General features: G+C 57.5%; 20 protein-coding genes. 12 read left to right on the forward strand and 8 right to left on the reverse strand.

The features are described 5' to 3' along the window. Window positions 1-15 precede the first annotated feature (15 nt). Together NB063_RS07520 and NB063_RS07525 are read right to left on the reverse strand one after the other, a co-directional pair. Window positions 16-1,134 (reverse strand): M24 family metallopeptidase, encoded by a 1,119-nt coding sequence (locus tag NB063_RS07520; RefSeq protein ID WP_250928147.1) that lies wholly within the window; start codon window positions 1,132-1,134, stop codon window positions 16-18. Window positions 1,135-1,319: 185 nt separating this feature from the next. Beyond that, window positions 1,320-1,892 carry a helix-turn-helix domain-containing protein gene (locus NB063_RS07525; protein WP_007329551.1) on the reverse strand — a complete coding sequence of 191 codons (573 nt, stop codon included), beginning with the start codon at window positions 1,890-1,892 and terminating at the stop codon, window positions 1,320-1,322. A gap of 889 nt (window positions 1,893-2,781) precedes the next feature. Here NB063_RS07525 and moaC point away from each other — a divergent pair. The 4 genes from moaC (at window position 2,782) to mqnC (ending at window position 6,720) form a co-directional block, all read left to right on the forward strand. Next, window positions 2,782-3,309: a cyclic pyranopterin monophosphate synthase MoaC gene (gene moaC, locus NB063_RS07530; RefSeq protein ID WP_250928148.1), complete on the forward strand. Its 528-nt coding sequence runs from the start codon at window positions 2,782-2,784 to the stop codon at window positions 3,307-3,309. A gap of 300 nt (window positions 3,310-3,609) precedes the next feature. Then, the gene (locus NB063_RS07535; RefSeq protein WP_407652570.1) at window positions 3,610-4,650 is read left to right on the forward strand and encodes a polyprenyl synthetase family protein; all 1,041 of its coding nucleotides are present in this window, start codon (window positions 3,610-3,612) and stop codon (window positions 4,648-4,650) included. A gap of 49 nt (window positions 4,651-4,699) precedes the next feature. Next, a complete protein-coding gene (locus NB063_RS07540) occupies window positions 4,700-5,509 on the forward strand; it encodes a menaquinone biosynthetic enzyme MqnA/MqnD family protein (RefSeq protein ID WP_250928149.1) in 810 nt (269 codons plus the stop codon). 44 nt (window positions 5,510-5,553) lie between these two features. Further along, window positions 5,554-6,720, forward strand: coding sequence for a cyclic dehypoxanthinyl futalosine synthase (mqnC, locus tag NB063_RS07545; RefSeq protein WP_250928150.1), 1,167 nt, complete (start codon window positions 5,554-5,556; stop codon window positions 6,718-6,720). A gap of 141 nt (window positions 6,721-6,861) precedes the next feature. On the opposite strand, the gene NB063_RS07550 is transcribed toward mqnC, so the two are convergent. The 3 genes from NB063_RS07550 to NB063_RS07560 all read right to left on the reverse strand — a co-directional run bounded on the left by NB063_RS07550 (window position 6,862) and on the right by NB063_RS07560 (window position 10,928). After that, entirely contained in the window at window positions 6,862-7,671 is an 810-nt protein-coding gene (locus NB063_RS07550; protein WP_250928266.1) for an SDR family NAD(P)-dependent oxidoreductase, read from the reverse strand. A gap of 108 nt (window positions 7,672-7,779) precedes the next feature. Continuing rightward, on the reverse strand, window positions 7,780-9,234 hold the full coding sequence (locus tag NB063_RS07555; RefSeq protein ID WP_250928151.1) for a sigma-54-dependent transcriptional regulator: 1,455 nt from the start codon (window positions 9,232-9,234) through the stop codon (window positions 7,780-7,782). Between the two features lie 101 nt (window positions 9,235-9,335). Then, window positions 9,336-10,928 (reverse strand): lipopolysaccharide biosynthesis protein, encoded by a 1,593-nt coding sequence (locus NB063_RS07560; protein WP_250928152.1) that lies wholly within the window; start codon window positions 10,926-10,928, stop codon window positions 9,336-9,338. A gap of 603 nt (window positions 10,929-11,531) precedes the next feature. Between NB063_RS07560 and NB063_RS07565 the strand changes: the two genes are divergently transcribed. The 4 genes from NB063_RS07565 to NB063_RS07580 all read left to right on the forward strand — a co-directional run bounded on the left by NB063_RS07565 (window position 11,532) and on the right by NB063_RS07580 (window position 16,331). Further along, window positions 11,532-12,437, forward strand: a complete 906-nt coding sequence (locus NB063_RS07565) for a hypothetical protein (protein ID WP_250928153.1) — start codon at window positions 11,532-11,534, stop codon at window positions 12,435-12,437. 144 nt (window positions 12,438-12,581) lie between these two features. Then, window positions 12,582-12,845 (forward strand): hypothetical protein, encoded by a 264-nt coding sequence (locus NB063_RS07570; protein ID WP_250928154.1) that lies wholly within the window; start codon window positions 12,582-12,584, stop codon window positions 12,843-12,845. Window positions 12,846-12,944: 99 nt separating this feature from the next. Continuing rightward, entirely contained in the window at window positions 12,945-13,541 is a 597-nt protein-coding gene (locus NB063_RS07575) for an RNA polymerase sigma factor (protein ID WP_250928155.1), read from the forward strand. Between the two features lie 69 nt (window positions 13,542-13,610). Then, complete coding sequence (locus tag NB063_RS07580; protein WP_250928156.1) at window positions 13,611-16,331, forward strand: serine/threonine protein kinase; 2,721 nt, start codon at window positions 13,611-13,613, stop codon at window positions 16,329-16,331. 148 nt (window positions 16,332-16,479) lie between these two features. Here NB063_RS07580 and NB063_RS07585 read toward each other — a convergent pair whose 3' ends face one another. The 3 genes from NB063_RS07585 to NB063_RS07595 all read right to left on the reverse strand — a co-directional run bounded on the left by NB063_RS07585 (window position 16,480) and on the right by NB063_RS07595 (window position 18,480). Beyond that, window positions 16,480-17,169, reverse strand: a complete 690-nt coding sequence (locus NB063_RS07585; protein ID WP_250928157.1) for an acyl carrier protein — start codon at window positions 17,167-17,169, stop codon at window positions 16,480-16,482. Between the two features lie 30 nt (window positions 17,170-17,199). After that, window positions 17,200-17,880, reverse strand: a complete 681-nt coding sequence (locus NB063_RS07590; RefSeq protein ID WP_250928158.1) for an alpha/beta fold hydrolase — start codon at window positions 17,878-17,880, stop codon at window positions 17,200-17,202. Between the two features lie 96 nt (window positions 17,881-17,976). Beyond that, the gene (locus tag NB063_RS07595; RefSeq protein WP_250928159.1) at window positions 17,977-18,480 is read right to left on the reverse strand and encodes a hypothetical protein; all 504 of its coding nucleotides are present in this window, start codon (window positions 18,478-18,480) and stop codon (window positions 17,977-17,979) included. Between the two features lie 211 nt (window positions 18,481-18,691). On the opposite strand from NB063_RS07595, the gene NB063_RS07600 reads away from it, so the two are divergent. From NB063_RS07600 to rpiB, 4 genes are all read left to right on the forward strand, one after another. Beyond that, complete coding sequence (locus NB063_RS07600) at window positions 18,692-19,921, forward strand: glycosyltransferase (protein ID WP_250928160.1); 1,230 nt, start codon at window positions 18,692-18,694, stop codon at window positions 19,919-19,921. A gap of 170 nt (window positions 19,922-20,091) precedes the next feature. After that, window positions 20,092-21,003 (forward strand): lipase family protein, encoded by a 912-nt coding sequence (locus tag NB063_RS07605; RefSeq protein ID WP_322975091.1) that lies wholly within the window; start codon window positions 20,092-20,094, stop codon window positions 21,001-21,003. A gap of 31 nt (window positions 21,004-21,034) precedes the next feature. Further along, a complete protein-coding gene (locus NB063_RS07610; RefSeq protein WP_250928162.1) occupies window positions 21,035-22,039 on the forward strand; it encodes an AAA family ATPase in 1,005 nt (334 codons plus the stop codon). A 193-nt stretch (window positions 22,040-22,232) separates the two neighbouring features. Further along, window positions 22,233-22,697: a ribose 5-phosphate isomerase B gene (gene rpiB, locus NB063_RS07615; protein WP_250928163.1), complete on the forward strand. Its 465-nt coding sequence runs from the start codon at window positions 22,233-22,235 to the stop codon at window positions 22,695-22,697. The last annotated feature ends 90 nt before the right edge of the window (window positions 22,698-22,787 follow it).

The raw sequence follows: 22,787 nt of genomic DNA on the forward strand, positions 1-22,787 counted from the left end.
AAGTGACGCGTTGTTTTACATCACGAGAGGGCAATCATCGAGACCCTTGGGCAGGTCGCTGAGCACCTCGCATCCGGTGTCGGTGACGAGAAGGTCGTCCTCGATACGGATTCCGAATTCGTTTTCGAAATAAACCCCCGGCTCGACAGTCAAAACCATGCCGGTGCGGAGCGTTTCGGTCGAGGACGGTCCCATCCGCGGATCCTCGTGAATTTGTAGTCCAAATCCGTGCCCGAGGCCGTGATTGAAGGCATCGCCGAGCCCCGCTTTGGCGAGCACAGCCCGGGCTGCCGCGTCGACCGTCACCGCCTCGACACCATCGCGGATTGCCGCAATTGCCGCCAACTGGGCCTCCAAAACCGCTTCATAAGCGGCTGCAAAGCGATCCGATGTGGCGGATTTGGAACCGGGCCGGTGCAGCGTTCGGGTCAAATCGCTGCAATACCCATCCACCTTCGCCCCCCAGTCCATTAGCAGCGTTCGGCAATCGCCCAACGGGACATTTCCGGGGTGATAGTGGGGCAAGGCTCCATTGGGTTCGGCACCGATGATCGGGTGAAACGAAACCCCCTCGGCACCGAGACTGCGCATTTCGGCTTCGAGTTCGTAGTGGATATCGGCTTCTGTTTTTTTCGCAGAAAAGTTTGCCGTCACGCTTTTGAAAGCTTGCTGAGCGATCGAAATCGAACGACGAATGGTGGCGACCTCGTCGGCGTCTTTAATCGCTCGCAACCGCTCAACACGAGCAGAGGTCTCAACCCAGGTCACGTCGGACAGCTTGCTTTGCAGATCTCGGTACATCGTCATGTGCACGTGATCGGCTTCGAGTCCGATCCGTCGCACGCCGGATAAACCGGAAACGACTTCCGCCAGCAGTTCACCCATTTTCTGACTCGGTGGCCGAATGACAGCCGGCAGGGCTGGGCACTCTTGGGCGAGTTGAATCTTGTAGCGTCCGTCTGAGAGGAGGGTCGCGGAGGCATCCGGACGGACCAGCAACCAGGTGCTGTCGCCGGTAAATCCGCTGAGGTAGCGGACGTTGACTTCGTCGGAAATCAGCAGGGCGTCGACTTCGAGATCGGCGATCGAAGCGGCGAGGCGGGCGATTCGGTTTTGTTGGTTGATACCGGTCATGGATTTCAGTTCTCGTTGGCGGAGGTAACACGCAGACGTGCGAGACGCCTACCAGGCAGACAAGCTAGCAACAAATTGCAAATTGCTCATCGGGCCATACCAACGGAAAAACGAAAAAAACGCCACGGACGCGAGCGGGCAAGCGTCAGTGGCGTTTTTGAGCGAGGCGAGGATGTCGTTGGTATTTAAACCAACTCTTTCTTTGCACCGACGAGAGTTCGCAAACGTTCGGCGAGCAAGTGCGCGTCGAATGGTTTCTTGAACGTTTCGTTGATGCTGCTTCGATCGAAGCTCATCGGTTGGCCGTCATCGGGCAGCAACGCGATCAGGACGATGTCGGTGAAGTCGATGTTCTTCCGCAGATTTTGGCAAATCTGAACCGCTTCGATCTTACCGATCGAAAAGTCCACGATGATGCAGTCCGGGTTGAAGCTCTCGGCTTGAATCCCGGCTTCAAAACCGCTGGCTGCGACTGCAACCTTAAACGATTTTTCAGGGGGAAGTTCTCGCTTCAAGTTTTCGATCAACACCTGATCCTGGGCGACGATCAGGCATTTCGCCATCGCTTCGTCTTCCAGGTCGCCCAGCGGCATGCCGTGCTCTTTCAGGAATTTGATCAGATATTCTCGCGGAATCCGCCGATCTTGCGATCCGGGAATCCGGTAGCCTTTTAAACGCCCCGAGTCAAACCATTTGCTAACAGTTCTCGGAGCAACTTTACAGATCTTTGCGACCTGACCAGTTGTGAAGACCTTCATTCTAGGTTCTCCAAACGCCTCGTTGATTCATCCCTTGAGAAAATGGTGCGTCGGTAACCATTTCCTCGATGGCCCTTGGTCGTTCGTCGAATCGTGTCGGCTGAAATCTTTCATGTTGCGGTGGGTCGCAACGGATTCGACGAAACGATTTTCTAAACGCTGGGTCTGGGCCAGCCGGCTCGCATCCTGCTGAACGCTTTGCCGAAGTGGGATCCTCGCGGTTGATAAATGTAAATATTAGGTGGATCATCCACGCGGGTACGTGAATGTTCGGGGGAAAAAATCAGATGCCGCGTGTCACGTCGTCGCAAAACAATGTCTCGTTTGAGAGTGGGTTTCACCGGCGTCTGTCTCAAGCTCTGGCTCGGCACAAACGTTGGCGAATCATCTACTCTCAATGAAACGGTCTTGTACGATCGCTCATCGACCGTGCTCTTGTTGTCACCGCCGACACGAATTCCCCGAGACTGCGTCTCATCGAACAAGTGGCGGTGGCGATGCACCCGAGCACGTTTCCCAGAATTCCCCCCTGGGTGTCCGTCGACCTTCACCAACCGCTTCGGTACTCTAGCTGCCGTGCAAGTGATGCCTCGGATCGAAATCGCGAGGCACCTCCGCCGGTTTAGAAACCGAAGCAAAAGGGAAAGTGTCCTTCCAAGGCTTAGTGTCGAGAAAAACCGGGGTAACTCTTTAATGTGATTCAGCACGAATAACCACTATCAGCCAATCGAGCCGCCAATCACCGTCAATCGCGAGTCAAGATCAATCGAAACGGACCAAAAAAAATTTTCCGGTACCGTTACGACGATCCCAAACGTGCTTGGGTTCCCCCCGCAAGATTCCTACAACCGTCTTAATTCCTATTTTTTTCACGAAAAGGTTGGATTGCATGAGCCAATCTGATTCCCTGGGCTCCACCCATTTCGATGATGCCGGCAACGCCCACATGGTCGACATCACGGCCAAACCGATTACCGCTCGCGCGGCCACAGCATCGTCAGCGATTCGGATGAATACGACGGCGGCCCAAGCGGTGCGAACGGGCAACAGCTGTAAGGGAGATGTCCTTTCGGTCGCGAGGCTCGCCGCGATCGGGGCGACCAAATGGACCTCGACCCTCATCCCGCTCTGCCACGCCATCCCGATCGAGGGGGTCCATGTCGAGTTTGAGTGGCTCTCACCCAGCGAATCGGCCGCAAACGACCCTGCCGATGGCCACTCAGAAACGCTACGATGCTCCGCGACAGTTCGGACGACGTACAAAACCGGCGTGGAAATGGAAGCGATGACGGCGGCCTCCGTGGCAGCCCTGACGGTCTATGACATGCTCAAAAGCGTCGACCGCTCGATGGTGATCGTCGAAACTAGGCTGGATTCGAAAGAAGGCGGGCGGTCTGGCGTATTTTCCCGACTTTAACCGGCATTCGGTTGCCCCAGACGGCGGGAATTCGGTTTTCAAAAATAGCCGACAGTTTGCCCCCGCAGTCACGAAGTCACCAACCTGCAAGCCTGCTCAAAAGGAGTCGGCTGACATTCAATGATTAATCGCTTTCCTTCCACGGTCAAACGTTTGATGGACCCACTGACTACTGCTTCCGAGTGCTCGTCCGAGGCTGCCCTGGCGGAGTCGACTTCGTCGCCATCAGCCGAGATCGGCCGCAGGGACGAACAAGCGGCTCCGACCGCGGTCCCGTGCCCGAACCGGGCCGCCGAAGCGATGAGACAGGTTTATGGACCGATTGTCGAACATTTGGTGGCTGTCGACGCCCGGCTACACCTCGAGTTGCAATCGCAATACGAAGCACTCGTGCCGGTACTGCGTCACGGCACCCAACTCGGGGGCAAACGACTGCGGCCCGCCCTGTTGCTCTTGTCAGGATTGGCGACCTCCGCAGACCTCACCAAAGCAACTGATTCGCCCCATCATAACGATGCAATCAACGACAACGACGCGGCCCGCAAAAACGAACTGATCAGCGACGACCATATCGTCATGGCCACGGTGGTCGAGATGGTCCACACGGCGACCCTGGTGCACGACGACGTGCTCGACAAAGCTGACACCCGCCGTCACGTGCCGACGATCAACGCCCGTTGGAACGACGACACCAGCATCCTGCTGGGCGATTACCTGTTCGCTCAAAGTTTCTGTCTCGCCGCGACGCTACCCTCGACGCTCGCCTGTCGCTGGGTCGGACAGGCGGCCCAACGAGTTTGTGAAGGTGAACTTCGCCAGATCCTCGGTCGCGACTGGCTCGACATCGACGAGGAAACCTATCTTGAGATCATTCGCGGCAAGACGGCCGAATTGACGAGTGTCTCCTGTCGACTCGGCGCCCAACTCAGCGGTGGCGACGAATCGTTGGTTGCCGCATTGGGAAACTACGGCAACGACCTCGGCATTGCGTTTCAGATCGCGGACGATTACCTCGATTTATGGGGCGACGGCGAGCAAGTCGGCAAGACGCTCGGCACCGATCTGGCCCAGGGCAAAATCACCCTGCCACTGATCCGCTTGCTCCGTCACGAGAACACCAACATCGCTTCGCAGGCGATCGACGCGTTAAGGGCAGAACCCGCCGAGCGGATGCGGCGGATTGGGCCGTTATTGAGGAAAAGCGACGCGGGCGAATACACTCGCGACATCGCCGATCAGTACCGACGCAGTGCCATCGCCGCGATCGACTCATTGGCACCTTCGCCGGCGCTCGAATCGCTCATCCGGATCGCGGACTTTTCAGTTGACCGCCGGTTCTAGTTCCGAGCCATTTCCCCCTTCCCATCTCACTCGCATCCCTCACGTCTCCATGCTCCGTTTCGGCGCCGTCTCCTATCTCAACACGAAACCGCTGGTCGAAACGCTCGACGAGCGGTTGATGAATTGGGGCACCCTGCGATTGGACCTGCCGTCACGGCTCGCCTCGGATCTTGCAAACGGCGAGTTGGACGTGGCGTTGATCCCGAGCGTTGAGTACTTTCGCAATCAAGCCGATTACGAGATCGTGTCCAACGCAGCAATCGCCTGCCGTGGGCCGGTGTGGAGTGTCCGCTTACTCAGCCGGGTGCCGATACCCGAAATCCAAACGGTTGCTCTTGATGAAGGCAGCCGGACCAGCGCCGCGATGGCCCAAGTCCTCCTGTCGGAGATGCATTCGCTACGTCCAAAGACGGTCCCGTTTCCGATCGGTTCGGAGGCTGCCGACCTGGACGCCGACGCGGTGTTGATGATCGGCGATCGAGCGATGCACCCGCCGCACGGAACCTACCAAGAAATTTGGGACCTGGGCGACCGCTGGTGCCGCTGGACCGAATTGCCGTTTGTGTTCGCGATGTGGGTCGCCCGTCGCGAAGTCACCGAAGACCCTAAGCAACTCGAACGAATCAACGAAACGCTCAACGCGAGTCGAGACGACGGCGTGCAGCGTTTTGAATCGATCGCGATCCGCGAAGCCGCCTCGCAAGGTCTCACCAATGAGGACCTGCACCGTTACTTTGCCGAAAACCTGCATTTCTACATGGGTCCCGGCGAACGGTCCGGATTGGCTCTGTTTCGCAAGAAAGCCGAAGCGATCGGATTGGTTCCGCCGCTGTCGGTTGCCCCCGGCCCCAACGCCTGATGACTTTTGATTTTTCCTTTCGTGCCAGAACATCCTGACGCATCATGAACGCTCCTGTTGCCAATTCCTCCTCTGCTTCCGTTCGCTCCATTCTCGACAGCGTCGTAGATGGTCAACGCTTGAGTGACGCCGACGCGATCACGCTGCTGCAATCTCACGACCTCGCCGCCATCGGTGCGGCAGCGGAAACGGTCTCGCGGCAAAAGCACCCAGAGCCGTATCGCACGTATAACATCGACCGGAACATCAACTACACCAACGTCTGCACCGCCGTGTGCGATTTCTGTGCGTTCTATCGTGGCCCCAAGAGCGACGAAGGCTACGTGCTGCCGCGTGAAGTGCTGCTGCAAAAGATTCAGGAAACCGTTGATCTCGGCGGCAACCAGATCTTGCTGCAAGGCGGACTGCACCCCAAGTACAAGCTTGATTGGTACGAAGACATGCTTCGTGAGATCAAAGCGAAATTCCCAGAGATCAACATCCACGGTTTCTCACCACCCGAACTACACCATTTCACCAAAATCAACCGGCTGCCGATTAAGGAAGTCCTCACGCGTTTGAAGGCCGCCGGTTTGGGAAGTATCCCCGGGGGCGGTGCTGAAATTTTGAATGACCGCGTGCGGAGTGAAATCACCCGCGGAAAAGTCATGACGGATGACTGGCTCGGCGTCATGCGTGCTTGGCATGAACTCGGCGGCGTCAGCTCCGCGACGATGATGTTCGGTCACGTCGAAACGCTTGCCGAACGCGTCGAACACTTGCGACGGCTGCGAGAAGTCCAAGACGAAACGGGCGGTTTCACCGCGTTCATCTGCTGGACGTTCCAACCCGACAATACCGAGATGAGCGATTTGCCAAAAATCGGTTCGTTCGAATACCTCAAAATGCTGGCGGTCGCGAGGCTGTATCTCGACAACATCCCGAATCTGCAAAGCAGTTGGGTGACGCAGGGCCTGAAGATCGGCCAGATGGCGTTGATGTTCGGCGCCAACGACATGGGCAGCCTAATGATCGAAGAAAACGTCGTCGCCGAAGCGGGCACGGTTCATTACCTCTCGCTGCAACAGATCCGCGAAGCGATCGAAGAACACGGCTTCGAAGCCCGACAACGCGACGTGTTCTATAACCTCGTCGACGAGAAACTCGAACAAAAGGCGATCACGGCCAACGCCAACGCAAGTGCCCGTGAACTCGTCCAAATGAGTGTCTGAGGATATCGAGAGAGCCGATTTCACGCAGCCGAGTCGCTCCGAGACTCGGTAATTCCATTGTGAATCGGGACGCGAACTTCATTCGCGAATTCTCGGTCTCGGAGAGACCGAGCTACATGTGGCGAACATGCGGCGAGGCGTTTACAACGAATCGTCGTGGCGGCCTTCGAACTTGCGGTTCCAACCACCGTTGACGTTAATGGTCTGCCCGGTGACGAACCCGGCGTTGGGACTCGCTAAGTACGCGACCGCTTCTGCGATATCTTCGGGGCGGCCCCATCGGTTCATCAACGCTTGCGTTTTTGCCCGCTCATTCCAATATGCACTCGTCGTTTCGCCCCACGCGGTTTGAATCCATCCTGGAGCGACCGTGTTGACGCGAACGTGTGGGGCAAGCGTTTGTGCCAGACTGTTAGCAAACGCCATCACGGCGGCCTTCACGGGACCAAACATCATCCCCGCGTCGCCTTCCATGCCCACCGGAGCTTGGTCCCAGCCGATAAATACCATCGACGGGGTGACATCACCCGGCTTTGCCTGATCCGCCATCACGGGTCCGATGATTCGCGACAACGCGATCGTGCCACAGACGTCCACATCGAGCAGCATTCGCAGCTTTTCATCAAACGACCACGATGCCGCCTCGCCGGTCAAAACATCGACGCCCGCGTTATTGACCCATGTCGAAATCACGCCGAGACGCTCGATCGCATCTTTCGCAAAACGATGCACCTCGTCCGGCCGACTCAAATCGGCGGCCATGATTTCGCAGCAAACACCGAGACGTTTGATCTGTTCAGCGGTCTCGACCGCACCGTCACGATTGCGTCGATAGTGTACCAACACCTGCGCCGAATTAGCGGAGTTCTGCCGAGAGGCATCCTCAGCCAACCGGATCGCGATCGCGCGACCGATCCCACTGCTGCCACCCGTTACCACAATGCCTGTCATCAAACTCACCGCTGCGTTCCAAGGTGCCAGACAATAAAATTTGGTTGCGAATCTGGCTACCGATCCACCACTCCAACCATGGGTCGCTCACGGTTTAGCCTAACCCGGTCACATAGCGTATTGCAATCGCGGGTCGTCGAGGCCGAGTCGTTTCATCTTCTTGTACAACGTCGTCCGGTTGATTTCCAACTCATCTGCCGTCGCGGCACGGTTCCAAGCATGTCGACGCAAGGAGTTGAGAATAATCTCGCGTTCAGGAGCTTCGAGGGCTTCTCGCAGGCTCTTTCCGCCGACGGAAGACGCCATTGAGGCTTCTTGTGAAACCGGCGACATCGAGGCGTGATTGGCTGCGGAAAAACTGAAGTCACGGTCGCCACTTTTGGTGACCCCGAGGACCTCTGGCGGCAAATCGTGAATGCCCAGAATGCGATCACTTCCCAGCAGCACGGCTCGTTCGACAACGTTCTCGAGTTGTCGCACGTTGCCCGGCCAATGATACGCTTGCAGCGCCGCCATCGCTTCGCGATCGAACGCTTCCACTTCACGTGTCGCAGCTTCCGCAGCTTCGCGGATGAAGTGGTCTGCCAACAACGGAATGTCGCCCGGGCGTTCTCGGAGCGACGGCAACACGATATTAACGACGTTGATTCGGTAATAGAGATCTTGACGAAACGTTCCGTCGGCCACTCCGCTGACGAGGTCTTGGTTGGTCGCCAAGATCACGCGGGTGTCGACTTTGCGAGTTTCGACTCCACCGAGCGGTTCGAACTCGAACTCTTGAAGCACACGGAGCAGTTTGACCTGCATCGCAGGTGTTGCGGTCCCGATCTCGTCGAGAAACAACGTCCCCCCATCGGCCAATTCAAATTTCCCAGTCCGATCGGTATTGGCACCCGTGTACGCACCCGCCACGTGCCCAAACAATTCGCTCTCAAGCAGCGTGTCGGGAAGTGCCCCGCAAGCGACTTCGACAAACGGGCCGCCGCGGCGAGAGCTGCGGTGATGAATCGCCCGAGCGATCATGCTTTTGCCGGTACCGTTTTCACCCGTGATCAGGATCGACGCCCGCGCGTCAGCCACGCTGTCAATGACGTCGAAGATTTTCATCATCCGGTAGTCGTGACTGAGAATGTTTTCCAACCCACTGCGTCGGTCCAGCTGCTTCCGCAGCGACTCGTTTTCCTGTTCGACTTTGTTGTGGTTGATCGCCCGATCGATCGCAAGCATCAACTCATCGTCAATGACGGGTTTGGTCAACAGATCAAACGCGCCAGCGCGAACCGCTTCGACGGCCGTATCGGGAGTCGCATAACCGGTCATCACCAACACGGCGGTACCCGAGTGGTGCTTGGCCGCATACCGAATCAGATCGAACCCGTCGTCTCCACCCAAACGCAGATCCGTGATGATCAGATCGAACGGACGTCCGGCGAGATACCGGCGAGCTTGCCCCAGATCGTTGGCAACCTCTGCCTCATATCCGACTTCGATCAGCCATTGGCCGAGAGAAGTGGCAAGATGGAAATCGTCGTCAACGAGTAAGATGCGGGGGGTGCTGGTCATGTGGTGTTTCCGAGGCGTCGGTGGCGTTTCGACTACCTAAATACTTAGGTCGAAAAACACGCTCGGTCAAAAATGTCACCACATGTTTCTAAAAATCAACGTCAGCACAATCGGCTGCGAATTCGCGCCGGCAACAACTCCACCATGCGACCGCGTGACGCGGGATCACTCCATTGCGACCACCCGATCGCGGCGGCAAAAACGATCGCGGCCCAAGGGGATGCCAGTAGCATCAGCGGCAAGAACGACAACATCACGGTTTGAGTACTCAGCGGATAGCCAAACACCACCATGGCGATCCATACACCGATCATCATGACAGCATGGGCGAGCAATGTCGCGACCACCGCACCGGTCAACCCGAAACGTGGCAGGAGAATCAGATTGAGCACGAGGTTTGCGATCAACCCCGCAAACATCGCCAATGCGACCGATCGTCCTTTCTCCGCTGTCAATAGATAACACTGCCCCACGATAACGAGCGTCGACCAAGTGCAAAAACAAAGTGCCAGAGGCATGAGCTTTAACCCGTCGCTGTATCGTCCCTGCAACAGGACATCGAACATCCACGGCCCGATCAAGATCGCAAACGCACCGCCAACGGTGAAGACCAATGAAACCGCCATGAGAGCGTCTCCGACCCGCAACCGCACGGCACTGAGTCGTTTGGCTTCCCAATCGGCGGAGAGATACGGCATCAAGACACCTGCGATCATCGTTCCCACGCTCAACAACATCATCGGAATGATCCGGCCGGAATGGTATTGCCCGACCGCAGCCTGGCCAACCGTCTCGCGGATCGCATCAACGGATCCCGACGCCAACGCTTCCGGGGGAAGCGGTAAATAGTGCAAAATCATATAGCGATCGGAAAGCTCAAAGAGATTTCCGATCAGATTCGTCATCCATAACGCCGCCGCATAAGGCGCCAAACGGCGAATCATTGAGCCGAGACTCATTTTCCCATCGGGCTCGGGCGACGTTTCCGCGTCAGCAGGATCGACGGCAATGCTCGTCGCTGCGGCCCAATTCCGAGTGAGCGACCACATGCCCGGCAGGGTCGCGACGAGACATGCGGCGGCAAATAGCCAAACCAAACCGGTAAAACCACCACCGCAGACGAGCCACGTGATACTCAAGACGGTGAAGCCGACTCCGTGGATCAGCTGCATCACGGAAACCACTCGGACTTGCCTTAGTGAGGCGTTCAGATCCGACGCAAAGTTATAGACATTCATGCCAACGACAGCGGCGGCTACCGCATAGATCAACGATGCCGATTGGCTTTGCAAAAAGATGACCCAACCGAACCAGTCGGGGAAGCAAACCATTGCCGCGACAAACACCCCGGTGCAGACAACGGTACCGATCGCGATCCGGCGGACAAAAGGTTGCAACTGCCCTTTCAAACGAAAGTGTTCGGTGAATTTCGGCAGCACACCGGGGATGCCGAGCAACATGACCGGCGTGATCAACGTGACAAAGCCGAATGCCATCGACCAACGACCGACATCCGTATCATCCATCAAGCGGCAGAATGCCACTCCACGAAAAAAGCCGATCCCACGACCGACGATCGTCATCGCAAGCATCACCAACATACCCACCGCGAGCGAATCGACGCGAAATTCGCGTTGCTGCGGCCTCGACTGGATCGTCGGTGCGACTTGTTGTGGTTGGGCGACGGATGACATAACTGGAACGTAGAATAAAGAGATAGCCGCAGATCGAAGACACATGTGCTCCCCTAATCTTGGGACGCGTTCGCCTCCAGACCGTCCCGATCGAGCCAAGGAGCCCCACACTCCTTTCGCTCCGCGTCCGCAAAATCGGGTTGTAACGATCATGCGGTTGATGAGCATCGCGTTTATTGTCGCAACCCCTCCCCCACCCCGGACTCACGCCCGTGGCGATCACATGTCATCGCATCGCGATTGGGGGACTTGAGTAGCGAAGCGACGGCATACGCAAGCCCCGGACGCCAGTCCGGGGAACTACGCCGTCCACCCACGTTCACGGTCGTAACACGACGACACATCGAGGCAATCTCACATATGTCATCGCTTCGCGACTTGGGTAATCATCGTCGAATCCGACCCGAATGCGCGTCCGAGGGCCTTCTTTTGTCAGCGTGTTGCGGCGGGGGCCTTGTTTGATCTCTGAATTGGCCTCGGAAGCAATGGTGTGACGGATTGCGGGGTAGGCTGGTATACTTATTGGCTGGCTTTTTCTGCCACTGCCCTTGTATTGAATGATTTCCCGAGCGTGCTGTCCCCGATTGCCCTATAGGTCGCTTGATGACAATTTCTAATGAGACCGCGTCTGACGGTGTCGTCGATGAAAGCTCATCTGCTGTCATGATCGACATGCGAACGAGCCGATTCGAAAGAGTCTCAAGTTTCTATCTGACGCTGGTCTTGTTCCTTGGCGTGATCGTTTCGGGACTCTTTCTGTTATGGACTCTCAATCGGTGGGCGTCGCAAGAGGAGATCAAACACTCGACTCCAACCCGGACGGCTTGGGTACAAGGAACCGACGAAGGATTGAACAACGAGTTTGACACTCCATCGCAAGATGAATATCAAGCGTTGCAGGAACCGACCCTGGATGCGACTTTGGTGGCCGTGACTGATGCCGCGACACAAACTGCGGCCACATTCGAAGGGGCCATGGGGCTCGGTGATTCAGATTCTCTGGGCAGAGGTGCGCGGCTGGGAGGACCTGATCCCAGCGACGAAAATCGGGTCGACGTCGTTCCCCGGTTCAACCGTTGGCAATTGAACTTCACCGCCACGGATCTGAAAGATTACGCCGCTCAACTTGATTTCTTCGGCATCGAACTCGGTGTGCTCGGAGGCGGCATCCAGGGTGTCGATATCGTCGACCAGCTGTCGACAAAGCCTCGCAACCGTCGAGTCGTCGACACGAGCAACGAAAAACGGTTGTATTTCATGTGGTCGACGCCGAGCCCGCTGATGGAACTCGAAGCCACTCTGATCGAGCAAGCAAACGTCGAATTGACCGATCGACATATGATCCAGTTGATTCCGGCACGGCTAGAACACGAGCTCGCCGAAGCGGAATTGGAGTTTGCCAACATGGCCGGCCACGAATCCGAAGGCGAGATCGCAAGGACCGTGTTCCAATGCGTTGCGACAGACGATGGCTACGAGTTCCGCATCGCTGACCAACGCTACCGCTGATCGTTGCTCCCGATGGCCGCGGAGGTCGCCTGTTGTGCCATCTGTCACGATCATGCGGGCGAACTGAATTTGTGGCGAGTTGCCCGCACCCCGATCCCGATATCTTACCGCAGGCGTCTTTTCTGATAGCGGGAGTGCGGAGCAATGTGGCGAAGTCTATTTTTAGCAATCGGGATCATGGTCATCGTTGTCGGTGTTGAGACGATGTTCATCGACTCGGCAAGTGTGTACGCGGCTGCGGAATCAACCGCGGTTAACTTTGTCGACCCCAGTGCGCCCCCCGCCCCGACAACGACCACGTGGCAACCGGGAGAGAAGTTCCCTTGGGCAATGCTCGCCATCGGAACCATCATCGTCCTCTACGCGATCACGCTGCCGAAGCGTTGGCACAAACACGGCGAAGGTTGAACCGCTTTGTGGCCCCGGGTGAGGCGGTAGGGTAGGCTGTATCGGCAGACCCGCTTCATTCCCACACAGCCCCGACGAGGCTGACGCAGGGCCAACGCCATGAACCCGCCGACTCGCGACGAACCGTCTACACACCGATCGCTGCTCGATCGTGCCCGAGACGGCAACGACGACGGGTGGCGGATGCTGGTACAGGTCTACGGTCCGGTTGTCTACGGATGGATCCGTCGCTGCGGCGTCCAGTCCGCGGACGCGGCAGACATCATGCAGGAGACATTCCTCTCGGCCTCCAAATCGCTCGCCCATTTCGATGCCGAACGTACCGGAGCGACGTTTCGCGGATGGCTGTGGACGATCGCCAAACACAAACTTCGCGACCGCCAGCGAGCCGAAGCACGGGAGCCCGCGCAGGGTAATGAATCGATCGAGAAGCTCGCGGCCGAGCAATGGCATCTCGACGACGCCGATCCCCCCAGTGAGATCGACGATGATCTCCAGTCGGTGCGAATCCGCATGCTCGAGTTGCTGCGGACTTCGATTCAACCGCGCACGTGGCAAATGTTCTGGCGGACGGCCGTCGATGGCTGTGACCCCGGCGACGTGGCCGACGAGATGAACGTCAGCCGGTGGACGGTTTACAAAGCACGGGCTCGGGTGCTGCAGCGGTTACGCGAGGAAATGTGTGGATTTGAGTGATCCCGAACTGTCCAATCTCACCGTTGTGTCATCGGACAACCAGATTTTCTCCACAGGAACCTGTCACCGATGATCGCGACGACCTCCCAATGCTTGAGCACGACCGAACTGAAAAAGCTGCTCGTGGGCGAACTCGATGCCGATGCGTTTGATTCAGCGAGCGAGCACGTCGATAGCTGCGCCCGCTGCCAGGCCTCGATCGAAGAACTCAGCGACGCGTCCGAGCCGCTCCGCGTCCAAAAACGTCCCGATCCGCTCGAAAACGAGTCCGCCTGCCAGTTCGCGATCCATCGATTGCTCGTCACGATGCCCACAGGTAACACGACGACGTCGCAGGGGAGCGAAACGTTGCCACTGCAACAACTCGGTCCCTACCACATTCTCGGCCATCTCGGCCGGGGCGGGATGGGAACCGTTTGTCTCGCCGAACATGTCCGGCTCAAACGCCGCTGCGCCATCAAACTCCTGCCGCCCGCTCGCGTTGCTCAACCCGGCTGGTTAGAACGCTTTGAACGTGAAATGGCTGCGGTCGCTTCGCTCGAACATCCCGGAATCGTTCGCGCCAACGACGCGGGAACGGAGGCGGGATGGCACTATCTCGTGATGGAGCATTTGGACGGACTCGATCTCGCCCGCGTCACGCGTGCAGTCGGCAAGCTGGCGGTTCCGGATGCTTGCGAAGTTATCCGGCAAGCGTCGCTGGCGCTCGCGCACGTCCACGGCTCGGGGCTCGTCCATCGCGACATCAAACCCTCCAACTTCATGCTGACACGCAGCGGCACGGTGAAGTTGCTGGATCTCGGCTTGGTCTTGGCCGGTGACGATCCGCTGTCATGTGACGACCGACTGACGACGGTGGGGCACCTGATGGGCACTTTGCCCGCGATGTCGCCGGAACAGTTAATGGACAGTCGGCGGGTCGACGCCTCTGCCGATATTTATTCACTCGGAGCCACGCTTTACCGGCTGATCAGCGGACGTTGGCCGTTCTCCAGCGATGGCGGGATCGCCACGCGGGTGCTGGCAATCACGAGTGAGTCACCGCCGCCACTGGCGACTGTTCAGCCTGATGTGGACAAACAACTGAGTGCCTTGGTCGATGCGATGATGAGTCGCCATCCCAAACACCGCCCCAGTGCAGACCGTGTGGCTGACGAAATCCAAGCGTGGACCAGCGAAGCAAACTTGACGGCGCTGATTCGCCGCGCCGAAGCGACCAAACCGGCAGTTGACGATGACGTACCAGTACCACGTTCGATCACGGCGATGTCTGCGAACGACAACATCCCACCACGCAGTCGCGGGAGCAAGTCGCTCGCCGGTGGCTTTCGGGCGTTCGGTTTAATAGCCGCAGGAATGCTGCTCGCGACGGTCGTGATTCAAATCCGTGCCGATCACGGCAACGTCGTCGTGACAACTGACGGAAAGGATACTCGAGTCGAAGTCACACCCGACGAGACAACTGAGCCGGACGTCGTCAGCACCAAACCATCGGTTGCGGAAGCTAATCCCGAACGATTGTATCTCGGCAAAAACTTTCAACACTGGATGGATGTCTTCCAGCGGGAACAACAAATCGAAGCGATCGGACAAGCGATGCGAGCGGTCGAGTTGCTTTCCCGAGGTGAACCGCAACGTGCCGACGCAGCCAGAGTGACCTTGCAATTGGGAAATGAGTACGGCACCCGGTATATTGACGAAACTCCCGACAACCGATCGGAAGGTTTCGGCGGATCCTCATCTAATCCGGAACGGTTCATGGGTTACCTCATGGAGGTCTTTCCGTTTTACCTCCCTGAACCTGGACTGGTTGAAATTGACCGTCAATTGGTGGAAGGGACCGACAAAGCGAAAATCGCCGCGATCATGTTGCTGGAGAAATACATGGATGGCGTCTATATCGGGACCTACTACGACGAGCGAAAGGAATCAGCGAACCAACACATTGCTGACTTAGCAAAAACTGACGTAGGTGCACAGCAGCTTCGCAGCCTCTTGGATCATCTCGGTACCGCTTTCGAATCACTGAAAAAGCAGGTCCGCGAGCGTGTCATTGTTGACGCGTCGTTACTTTCGTCAGTCGAAATTAATGCGATGTTGTCGCGAAAAGCAGCTTGGGACACCGCGATTGATTTGGTCGCCGCCTGCAAGAGCAACATCGATCCTCCAGCATGGATCGCGGAATACGTTGTGGACGAAGTGCGAACCGCAGTCGCGGAATACGAAGCGAGACCGGTCGCCCCAGAGACAGGCGAGGACATTGTCTCGCCACCTCAACACACATTCTCAACGATGGGCGGCATGGGCGGATACCCCGCACCGCCGGATTGGGCGATCGCCCCGGATGTCTTGGTGGCGGCATTGGAGATGCGTCGGGAAGGACGCCTCAATTTCCCCAATGAGTTCGTCGTCGACTTAATCACCCATCCGGGTTTCCGTTGGTATTTCGGATTGGAAGAGCAGATCGCGACTCTGGACTCATTGGTCGAAGACGATCCCAACGCACTCAACCTAGTTCTCGCGGCGGTCGATAAGCACCTCCGAAAACTGGACTCAATGCAGAGCGGTAGCGAGCGCAACTCGATCGGATACAGCTATCCAATGCTTGCCTTTACCGGGCGTTTGTACGCCGAACATGTCCTCGACATCGAAACAGCGATCCAACGGTTCGAGAAACTAGAATCCACGTTGAAGGCAACCGGGTACAGCAACTCCGGCGATCTGTTCCAACCATTTATTGAAATCTTGGAGCAGCGACTCAGCGAGACCGAAAAAAGCAGCGACAATTGATTGCTAGAGCATTCTAAAACTGAGATGAGATGAAGGGCGGTTCCTGTAAATCGAGGCGGCCCGGTGGAATCCGAACCTACGTCCTTTATTGAATGCTGACAAAGCACGAAGCAAGCGATGTGCATATGCGTCGAGTGGTACCCACCGCTCAATCCATCCCAAGGTCCTCGATGAACCGTGCGGAGGGAACGATCTCGGATGCGTCGACTCCGAGTGCGTCGACCAAAACCGGGCGTAATTCCGCCAGAACTTCCTCGGCGGTTTTAAGATTCAAGTGCTTGGTCGCGAATTCGGTTTGGGTCGCGTATCGAGCCAGTGCACCAAACGTAGATAGTTCAGCCGGTGGTACTTGCCGAAACCAGACCGTTGCCGAATGCAGAAACCACGTCCCCATGATCGCGAGCAACAGCGTCAAAGGCAATATTTCTGCATTCACGATCGACGCCGACCACACGGCGAAAAGGAACACCAACAACACTGCGACGACCAGTAGCTTCCTCAGCCACGGCGGACGACGCAGCCCGCGTGGCGTTGCGTCTTGACGGTCTCCGAGCCAACTCCAAAGCTGTCTTCGCTGCGATGGATTCAAGACATCAACAACACGAGTGCGGGTCCGAATGCGCAAACAGTCATCGGCGACGATCTCTCGGACACGTCGGCGGAGATTAAGAAACGACGCCAGAGAAGGGCAAACCGCGGTACGCGTTGCATCGATTCTTTTCTGGATTACCGAAACCAGATCGCCGACCGTGCGGACGCCTTCAGACTCGGTGTTGCAGATCGTAATGCCGAAGTGATCTTCGACATCCATCAAAATCTCAACCGCGTCGAGTCCCATGTTTACTCCGTCGATAGCGGATCACTTCGCCTACGAATGGTTGATTTGGTTGATCGCATCGCGAATAAACGCATTGACTTCGTCGGCGTGCGTCAACGAGATCACGTGGCCGCCACCTCGGACGACTGTGTCAGGTTGAGTGTACCGAATCGGCAGCGTCCGATCACGATCGCCGTGGACGTGAAAGACCGGGCAATCCAAAACAGGCGTGTCATGCCAATCGAGAATCCTCGCCAGCGACCATCGAAACACGTCTGGATCGGAACCACGAAATTGACGAACGAGCCCCCAAGAAAACGGAGCGATGCGGCGAACGGCATTTGACGCCAGCGGCGTGGCGAGCCACTGCATCATGCGGATCGGTAACAAGCGAACGAGCCGCTTCAGCGGGCGAGCGATCCGTCCGTACGTAGGCAGTTCATCCGGCGATGCGATACTGCCGATCAAGAGCACCGCGCGAGCATCCAGGTATTTCGCGACATGCAGCGACACGATCCCGCCAAACGACGCACCGCCCACGATGCAAGGGCCGTAATCACGCAGATCCTCCGCAACACGCTGGGCGTAGGAATCGAGGCTCTCATTCGTCTCCGGGCTTGGCCACGGTGGGACGATAAGTTGTGGAAAGGCAATCGCTTGCGGAACGAAGATGTTCGCGTCCGCCGCAAGGCCGGGGAAGAATATGAGCGGAAGCGTGTTTTCATCGGTCATCGATGCGGTGCATTCGATTTCATGAACGCCTCAACGCGGGAGCGAATTGCGGGTAGAAGGGAGTCGCCCCCTTCTACCCGCAAAACAGCGTTTCGCCTAACGGCTAGCGAAATGCGTTTCTTCGACAACAAACGGGTTGGTGCGAATCTTACCCGGTTCGTTCGCCTTCACGGTTTTCGACGTGTCCGACTTCAACCAGTTGTTCTCGACGACAGCACCTGTCTTGACGACGGTCTCATCCGAAGAATCGAAGGTTTCCGAGCGGCAGATGAACGGGTTGCCGACAGGACCTTGGTAGGTCCGTGAACGCATTGAGGAAGCTCCCGATTGACCGTGGTACCCGGCTGGCGCCGAAACTTGGGGAGGTGCCGCGAACGGGCTGATCCCGTAGGGGCGGAAGTGGCGTGTGCCGTAGTAGACCGGTGGGTTCAACGCAAAATAGGGCGGCGTGCCAACCCGCGAGCGATACTGAACGCCATAAGGTTGGTAGAATCCGTAGGCTTGGAACCCGTAGGCACCAAACCCTTGAGCGTGCACGCTACGGTTGTCCATTACTCCGGCGAAGCAAACCGCGGCGACAAGGGCGAGCAATCGCAACATGGTGAAAAATCTGCTTTCCCTCGCTGGCGGCGAGGCATTTTTCCATCCGGGTGTACGTATCGGCGTGTACCGATGTACGCACGAAAATCGGTGGAAGGGGTGGGTTTCAGTTCAAAAACAAGTCTGTGATCGCATGGTTCGACGACGCACCCCCGTGCAAACTCCACGTTAGTCTCGCGTTAAAAACCTTGCAACGAAAACAATTGGTAACTTGAGCAGTTCTTTTGACGAATCGAGCCGGAATTTGGCCGCACCGCGAGAAAACGTCATCTCACCGACAACCAGGCGGCTAAAGATCGCGTGCGTGATCCACTCGCTCGACGGTGGGGGGGCTGAGCGGGTCATGGCGGGACTCGCCTCACGGATGGCATCCCGGCGACACGACGTCGTGCTCATCACGCTCGATGACGGCACGTGTCAACGTCACCCGCTCAGCGACGCGGTGCGGTGGCAACCCTTGAATGTGCTCTCGACTGAAAATCGAAAAGTGTCGCTCGTAACACGGCTGCGAAGATTGCGAGAGGCGATCAGCAGCGGCGGTTTTGACGTCGTGCTGTCGTTTTGTGACTCCACCAATTTGCTCGTCATGTTGGCCACGCGAGCGATGCGACCGCGCGTGCCCATCGTGCTGAGCGAACGCAGCGACCCGGCCCATCAATCGCTCGGACGCGTTCGCGAATGGTTGCGGGATCGCATGTACCCGCAGGCTGACGCGGTAATCGGTTTGAGCGATGACGTTGCGGAGACGTTGAAATCACGAATGCCCATCAGCCCGATCGTCATTGCGTCAGCGGTCGAGTCGCCGCCCGAGAACTACGCCGCGTTGCGAGCTGCATCGCACCGGCCTCAATCGTCCGGCGAGAGTGAATCACCACAGCCGATTCGATTGATAGCGATCGGACGACTCGAACCGGAGAAAGGTCTTGAACGGTTGCTTGGTGCGCTCGCGGTGTTGGACGAGACCGGCGACGGAGCCGACTGGCGTTTGAAAATTCTCGGTGACGGAAGCCAGATGGCCTCGCTACAGAGTTTTGCTCGCGAGCGGGGAATTGAAGCGAGAATCGAATTTTGCGGCTGGGAACAATCAGTATGGCCACATTTGGCCGAATCCGACGTTTTCGTGTTGCCGAGTCATTACGAAGGCTTCCCATCAGCGATGCTCGAAGCCATGGCTGGCGGTCTTGCGGTGTTGGCGGTGGATGCCGGAGGCGGTGTCCGATCGGCAATCCGCCACGGTGAGAATGGGTGGCTGGTCGAAAACGCTGTCGAACCGCTGATCGATGGATTGCGGACGATCCTCTCGGATCCGCATTTACGTACCCGTTTGGCCGCATCGGCACCCGAGGTTTGTGACCGATTCGGCTGGGATGCGATGTTGGATGCGTATGAGCGGGTGCTGATCAACGTGCAAAAAACGATGCCCTCGGATCCCCCCGCATAGTCCAGGCGTCGACCTCAGGCCCGTCCCCCTGCTTAAGCCCATCCCCCTGCTTAAGATTGTGTGACACAATAAGGGCTGCCGCGTTTGCGCTGATGCCCACAAAGGAGTGATTTTCCATGAGCAATCCGAAACTGAATGTCGCCGACGAACTCGGCAATGAACAGTCCGGCATGAAGCCGGAACACAGCCCGGTGGGCGATTTGCAAAAGCCATCGGGCGTCGTTCATGACAAGAACGAAGTTCCGGTCGTCGTTCACAGCCGGGCGAGCGGCCCGATTGCGGAAATGACATTTCTGCAACGTGCGTTGCTGTTCGCCGAACTCGCGATGGTGTCCTACAACGATGAACGCGAAGCCACCGAAGCGGCGAAATTTGTCGGCTTCCCCGACGTCACGTTTTTTGATCATGATGGCTCGCAAGCCTATCGTTTTCGCAACGATCATGACTGCGTGATCGCGTGTCGCGGTACCGAGCCCAACGAGTGGAACGATATCCGCGCCGACGCCAATGCGGCTGCCGTCTTGGCGGAAACTGCAGGCAAGGTGCACCGTGGCTTCAAAACCGAAGTCGACGATTTGTGGCCGATGCTCGAAACCGCTCTGATCGGGAACGAGCAACCGACTTGGTTCTGCGGTCATTCACTCGGCGGCGCGATGGCGACGATTTGTGCGGGACGCTGCTTTCTGTCGCACATCAAAACGACACCGAGTGCTCTGTACACCTATGGCAGCCCACGAGTGGGTGACAAACGCTACATCAACTTTGTCAAACTCGAGCACTTCCGGTTCGTCAACAACAACGACATCGTCACGCGAGTCCCTCCCGCATGGATGGGATACCGGCACTGTGGTACCGAGGTATACATTGACCGCAACGGCAACCTCGGTCACTTGAACATGTTGATGAAACGACGTGACCGTTGGCGTGGATTTTTCAAGAGTTTGCGACGATTTCGAATCGACCATTTTTCCGATCATCCACTGCACCAATACATCGAGCCGATTCTCGAAGCGGCTCGCCAAGAGCAGGCTGAACTGGGGCGTGGCGAAAACGCCGTTGATGCTTCAGACTTAACCCGCTGAACCCGAATGACCCACCCTTCACGGATTCCGAATGAGTTCTCCTGAATCGTCCCCAACGCAATCGCAGGCTGCCGATGACTCGGTCGTGACCATCGAAGGCGTTGAACTGAAACTGGCTCATCCCTACGAGTCCCCCGGCGACTGGATCGGCCAAAGCGAGATTCTCAAACAGCTTCTCGCATGCTGGATCACGGTCGACGACATGGACCTGCCGCTGACACCGAGGCTCCTCGGGTCACCCGGCGTGGGGAAAACGCAGCTCGCGATTGCCGCGGCTAAACAGCAAAAATTGCCCCTGTACATCTACCAATGCACCGCCGACACGCGGCCCGAGGATTTGTTGATCACGCCCGTTCTCAGCCGGGGCGGCGAAATCTCCTACCACGCCTCGCCGTTGGTCAGCGCGATGATTCGCGGTGGGGTATGCGTGCTCGACGAAGGCAACCGGATGAACGAAAAATCCTGGGCCTCGCTCGCGCCGTTGCTGGATAACCGTCGATACGTCGAGTCGATTGTCGCCGGAATCACGATTCCCGCCTCGCGTCAATTCCGCGCCGCGGTGACGATGAACCAGGACGAATCGACGTTTGAGATCCCCGACTACATCCTCAGCCGGTTGCAACCGACGCTGCAGGTTGGGTTCCCGAACAAGCAAGACGAAATGGCGATTCTGCAGTACCACCTGCCTTTCGCCGAGCCAGAAATGCTCGCCTTGACCGTGGATTTCTTGCAGCATTCGCATGAATTGAAACTCGATTTCTCGCCCCGTGACGGCATCAACCTGTTGCGGTTTGCGATTAAGCGGATGGCACAGGATCCCGACCACCCGGTCTCGCACGACGATGCGTGGCAGGAAGCACTCGAAAAATGCTTGGGTGAAGACGCCGTCGATCTCGAGTTGCTGGCCGAACGCCGCAGTCGCACGCTCGGCGGCGATGCCGTCCCACTGGGCCTCGCCGATTTGTTCTTCGATCCCGACGATCCGTTGCATCCCGATCGCGATGACGACGACGACGATGACCTCGACGGAATCTGATCCTGCAGTCGATCCGAATCGCGACAAATCCGCCGCTGCCGCCTGAACGGCGGTTCGGAGGCGTTCTGGGAAATCCCAGCACCTACCGAATTTGGCTTCCCCCGGCTATCTTCATCCACCGACCGAACCGGCCGATGGCCGGACGGCTTTAGCCTTTCACCCCCTTCATTTACTCGTATTTTCCGCGAAATTCATGTCTGATCGCCAGTCATCATTACGTCTAGCTGTCGGGGGGGATCACGCCGGTTTCCCGCTCAAACAAATGGTCACCGAACGATATGCGGGACTGGTGGTCGAATTGATCGACTGCGGCACGCACGACGACAGTCCAAGCGATTACCCGGATTTCGCGGTCGAAGTGGCTGAAAAAATCAACGGCGGCCTGGCCGACCGAGGGCTCCTGATCTGCGGCAGCGGCGTCGGCGTCAGCGTCGCGGCGAATAAAATCGCGGGGATCCGCGCCGCCATTTGCCACGACACGTATTCGGCACACCAAGGTGTCGAGCACGACGACATGAACGTGCTATGCATCGGTGGTCGGATCATCGGCAGCGCACTGGCATTTGAAATTATTGACGCCTTTCTAGCGGCCCGCTACACACCCGAAGAACGTCACGCCCGTCGATTGCAGAAAATCCTGGCTCTCGAAGAAGACTGATTCTTCCCGCCCGTGGGTCACTGAACGACTCGGCGGTTGCGGGACTACTCGATTCCGACCCGCTGCCGTATAAAGTCATTCGTATCGATC

The organism is Aporhodopirellula aestuarii, assembly GCF_023701485.1.
In the GTDB taxonomy this organism is placed as follows: Bacteria; Planctomycetota; Planctomycetia; order Pirellulales; family Pirellulaceae; genus Rhodopirellula; species Rhodopirellula aestuarii.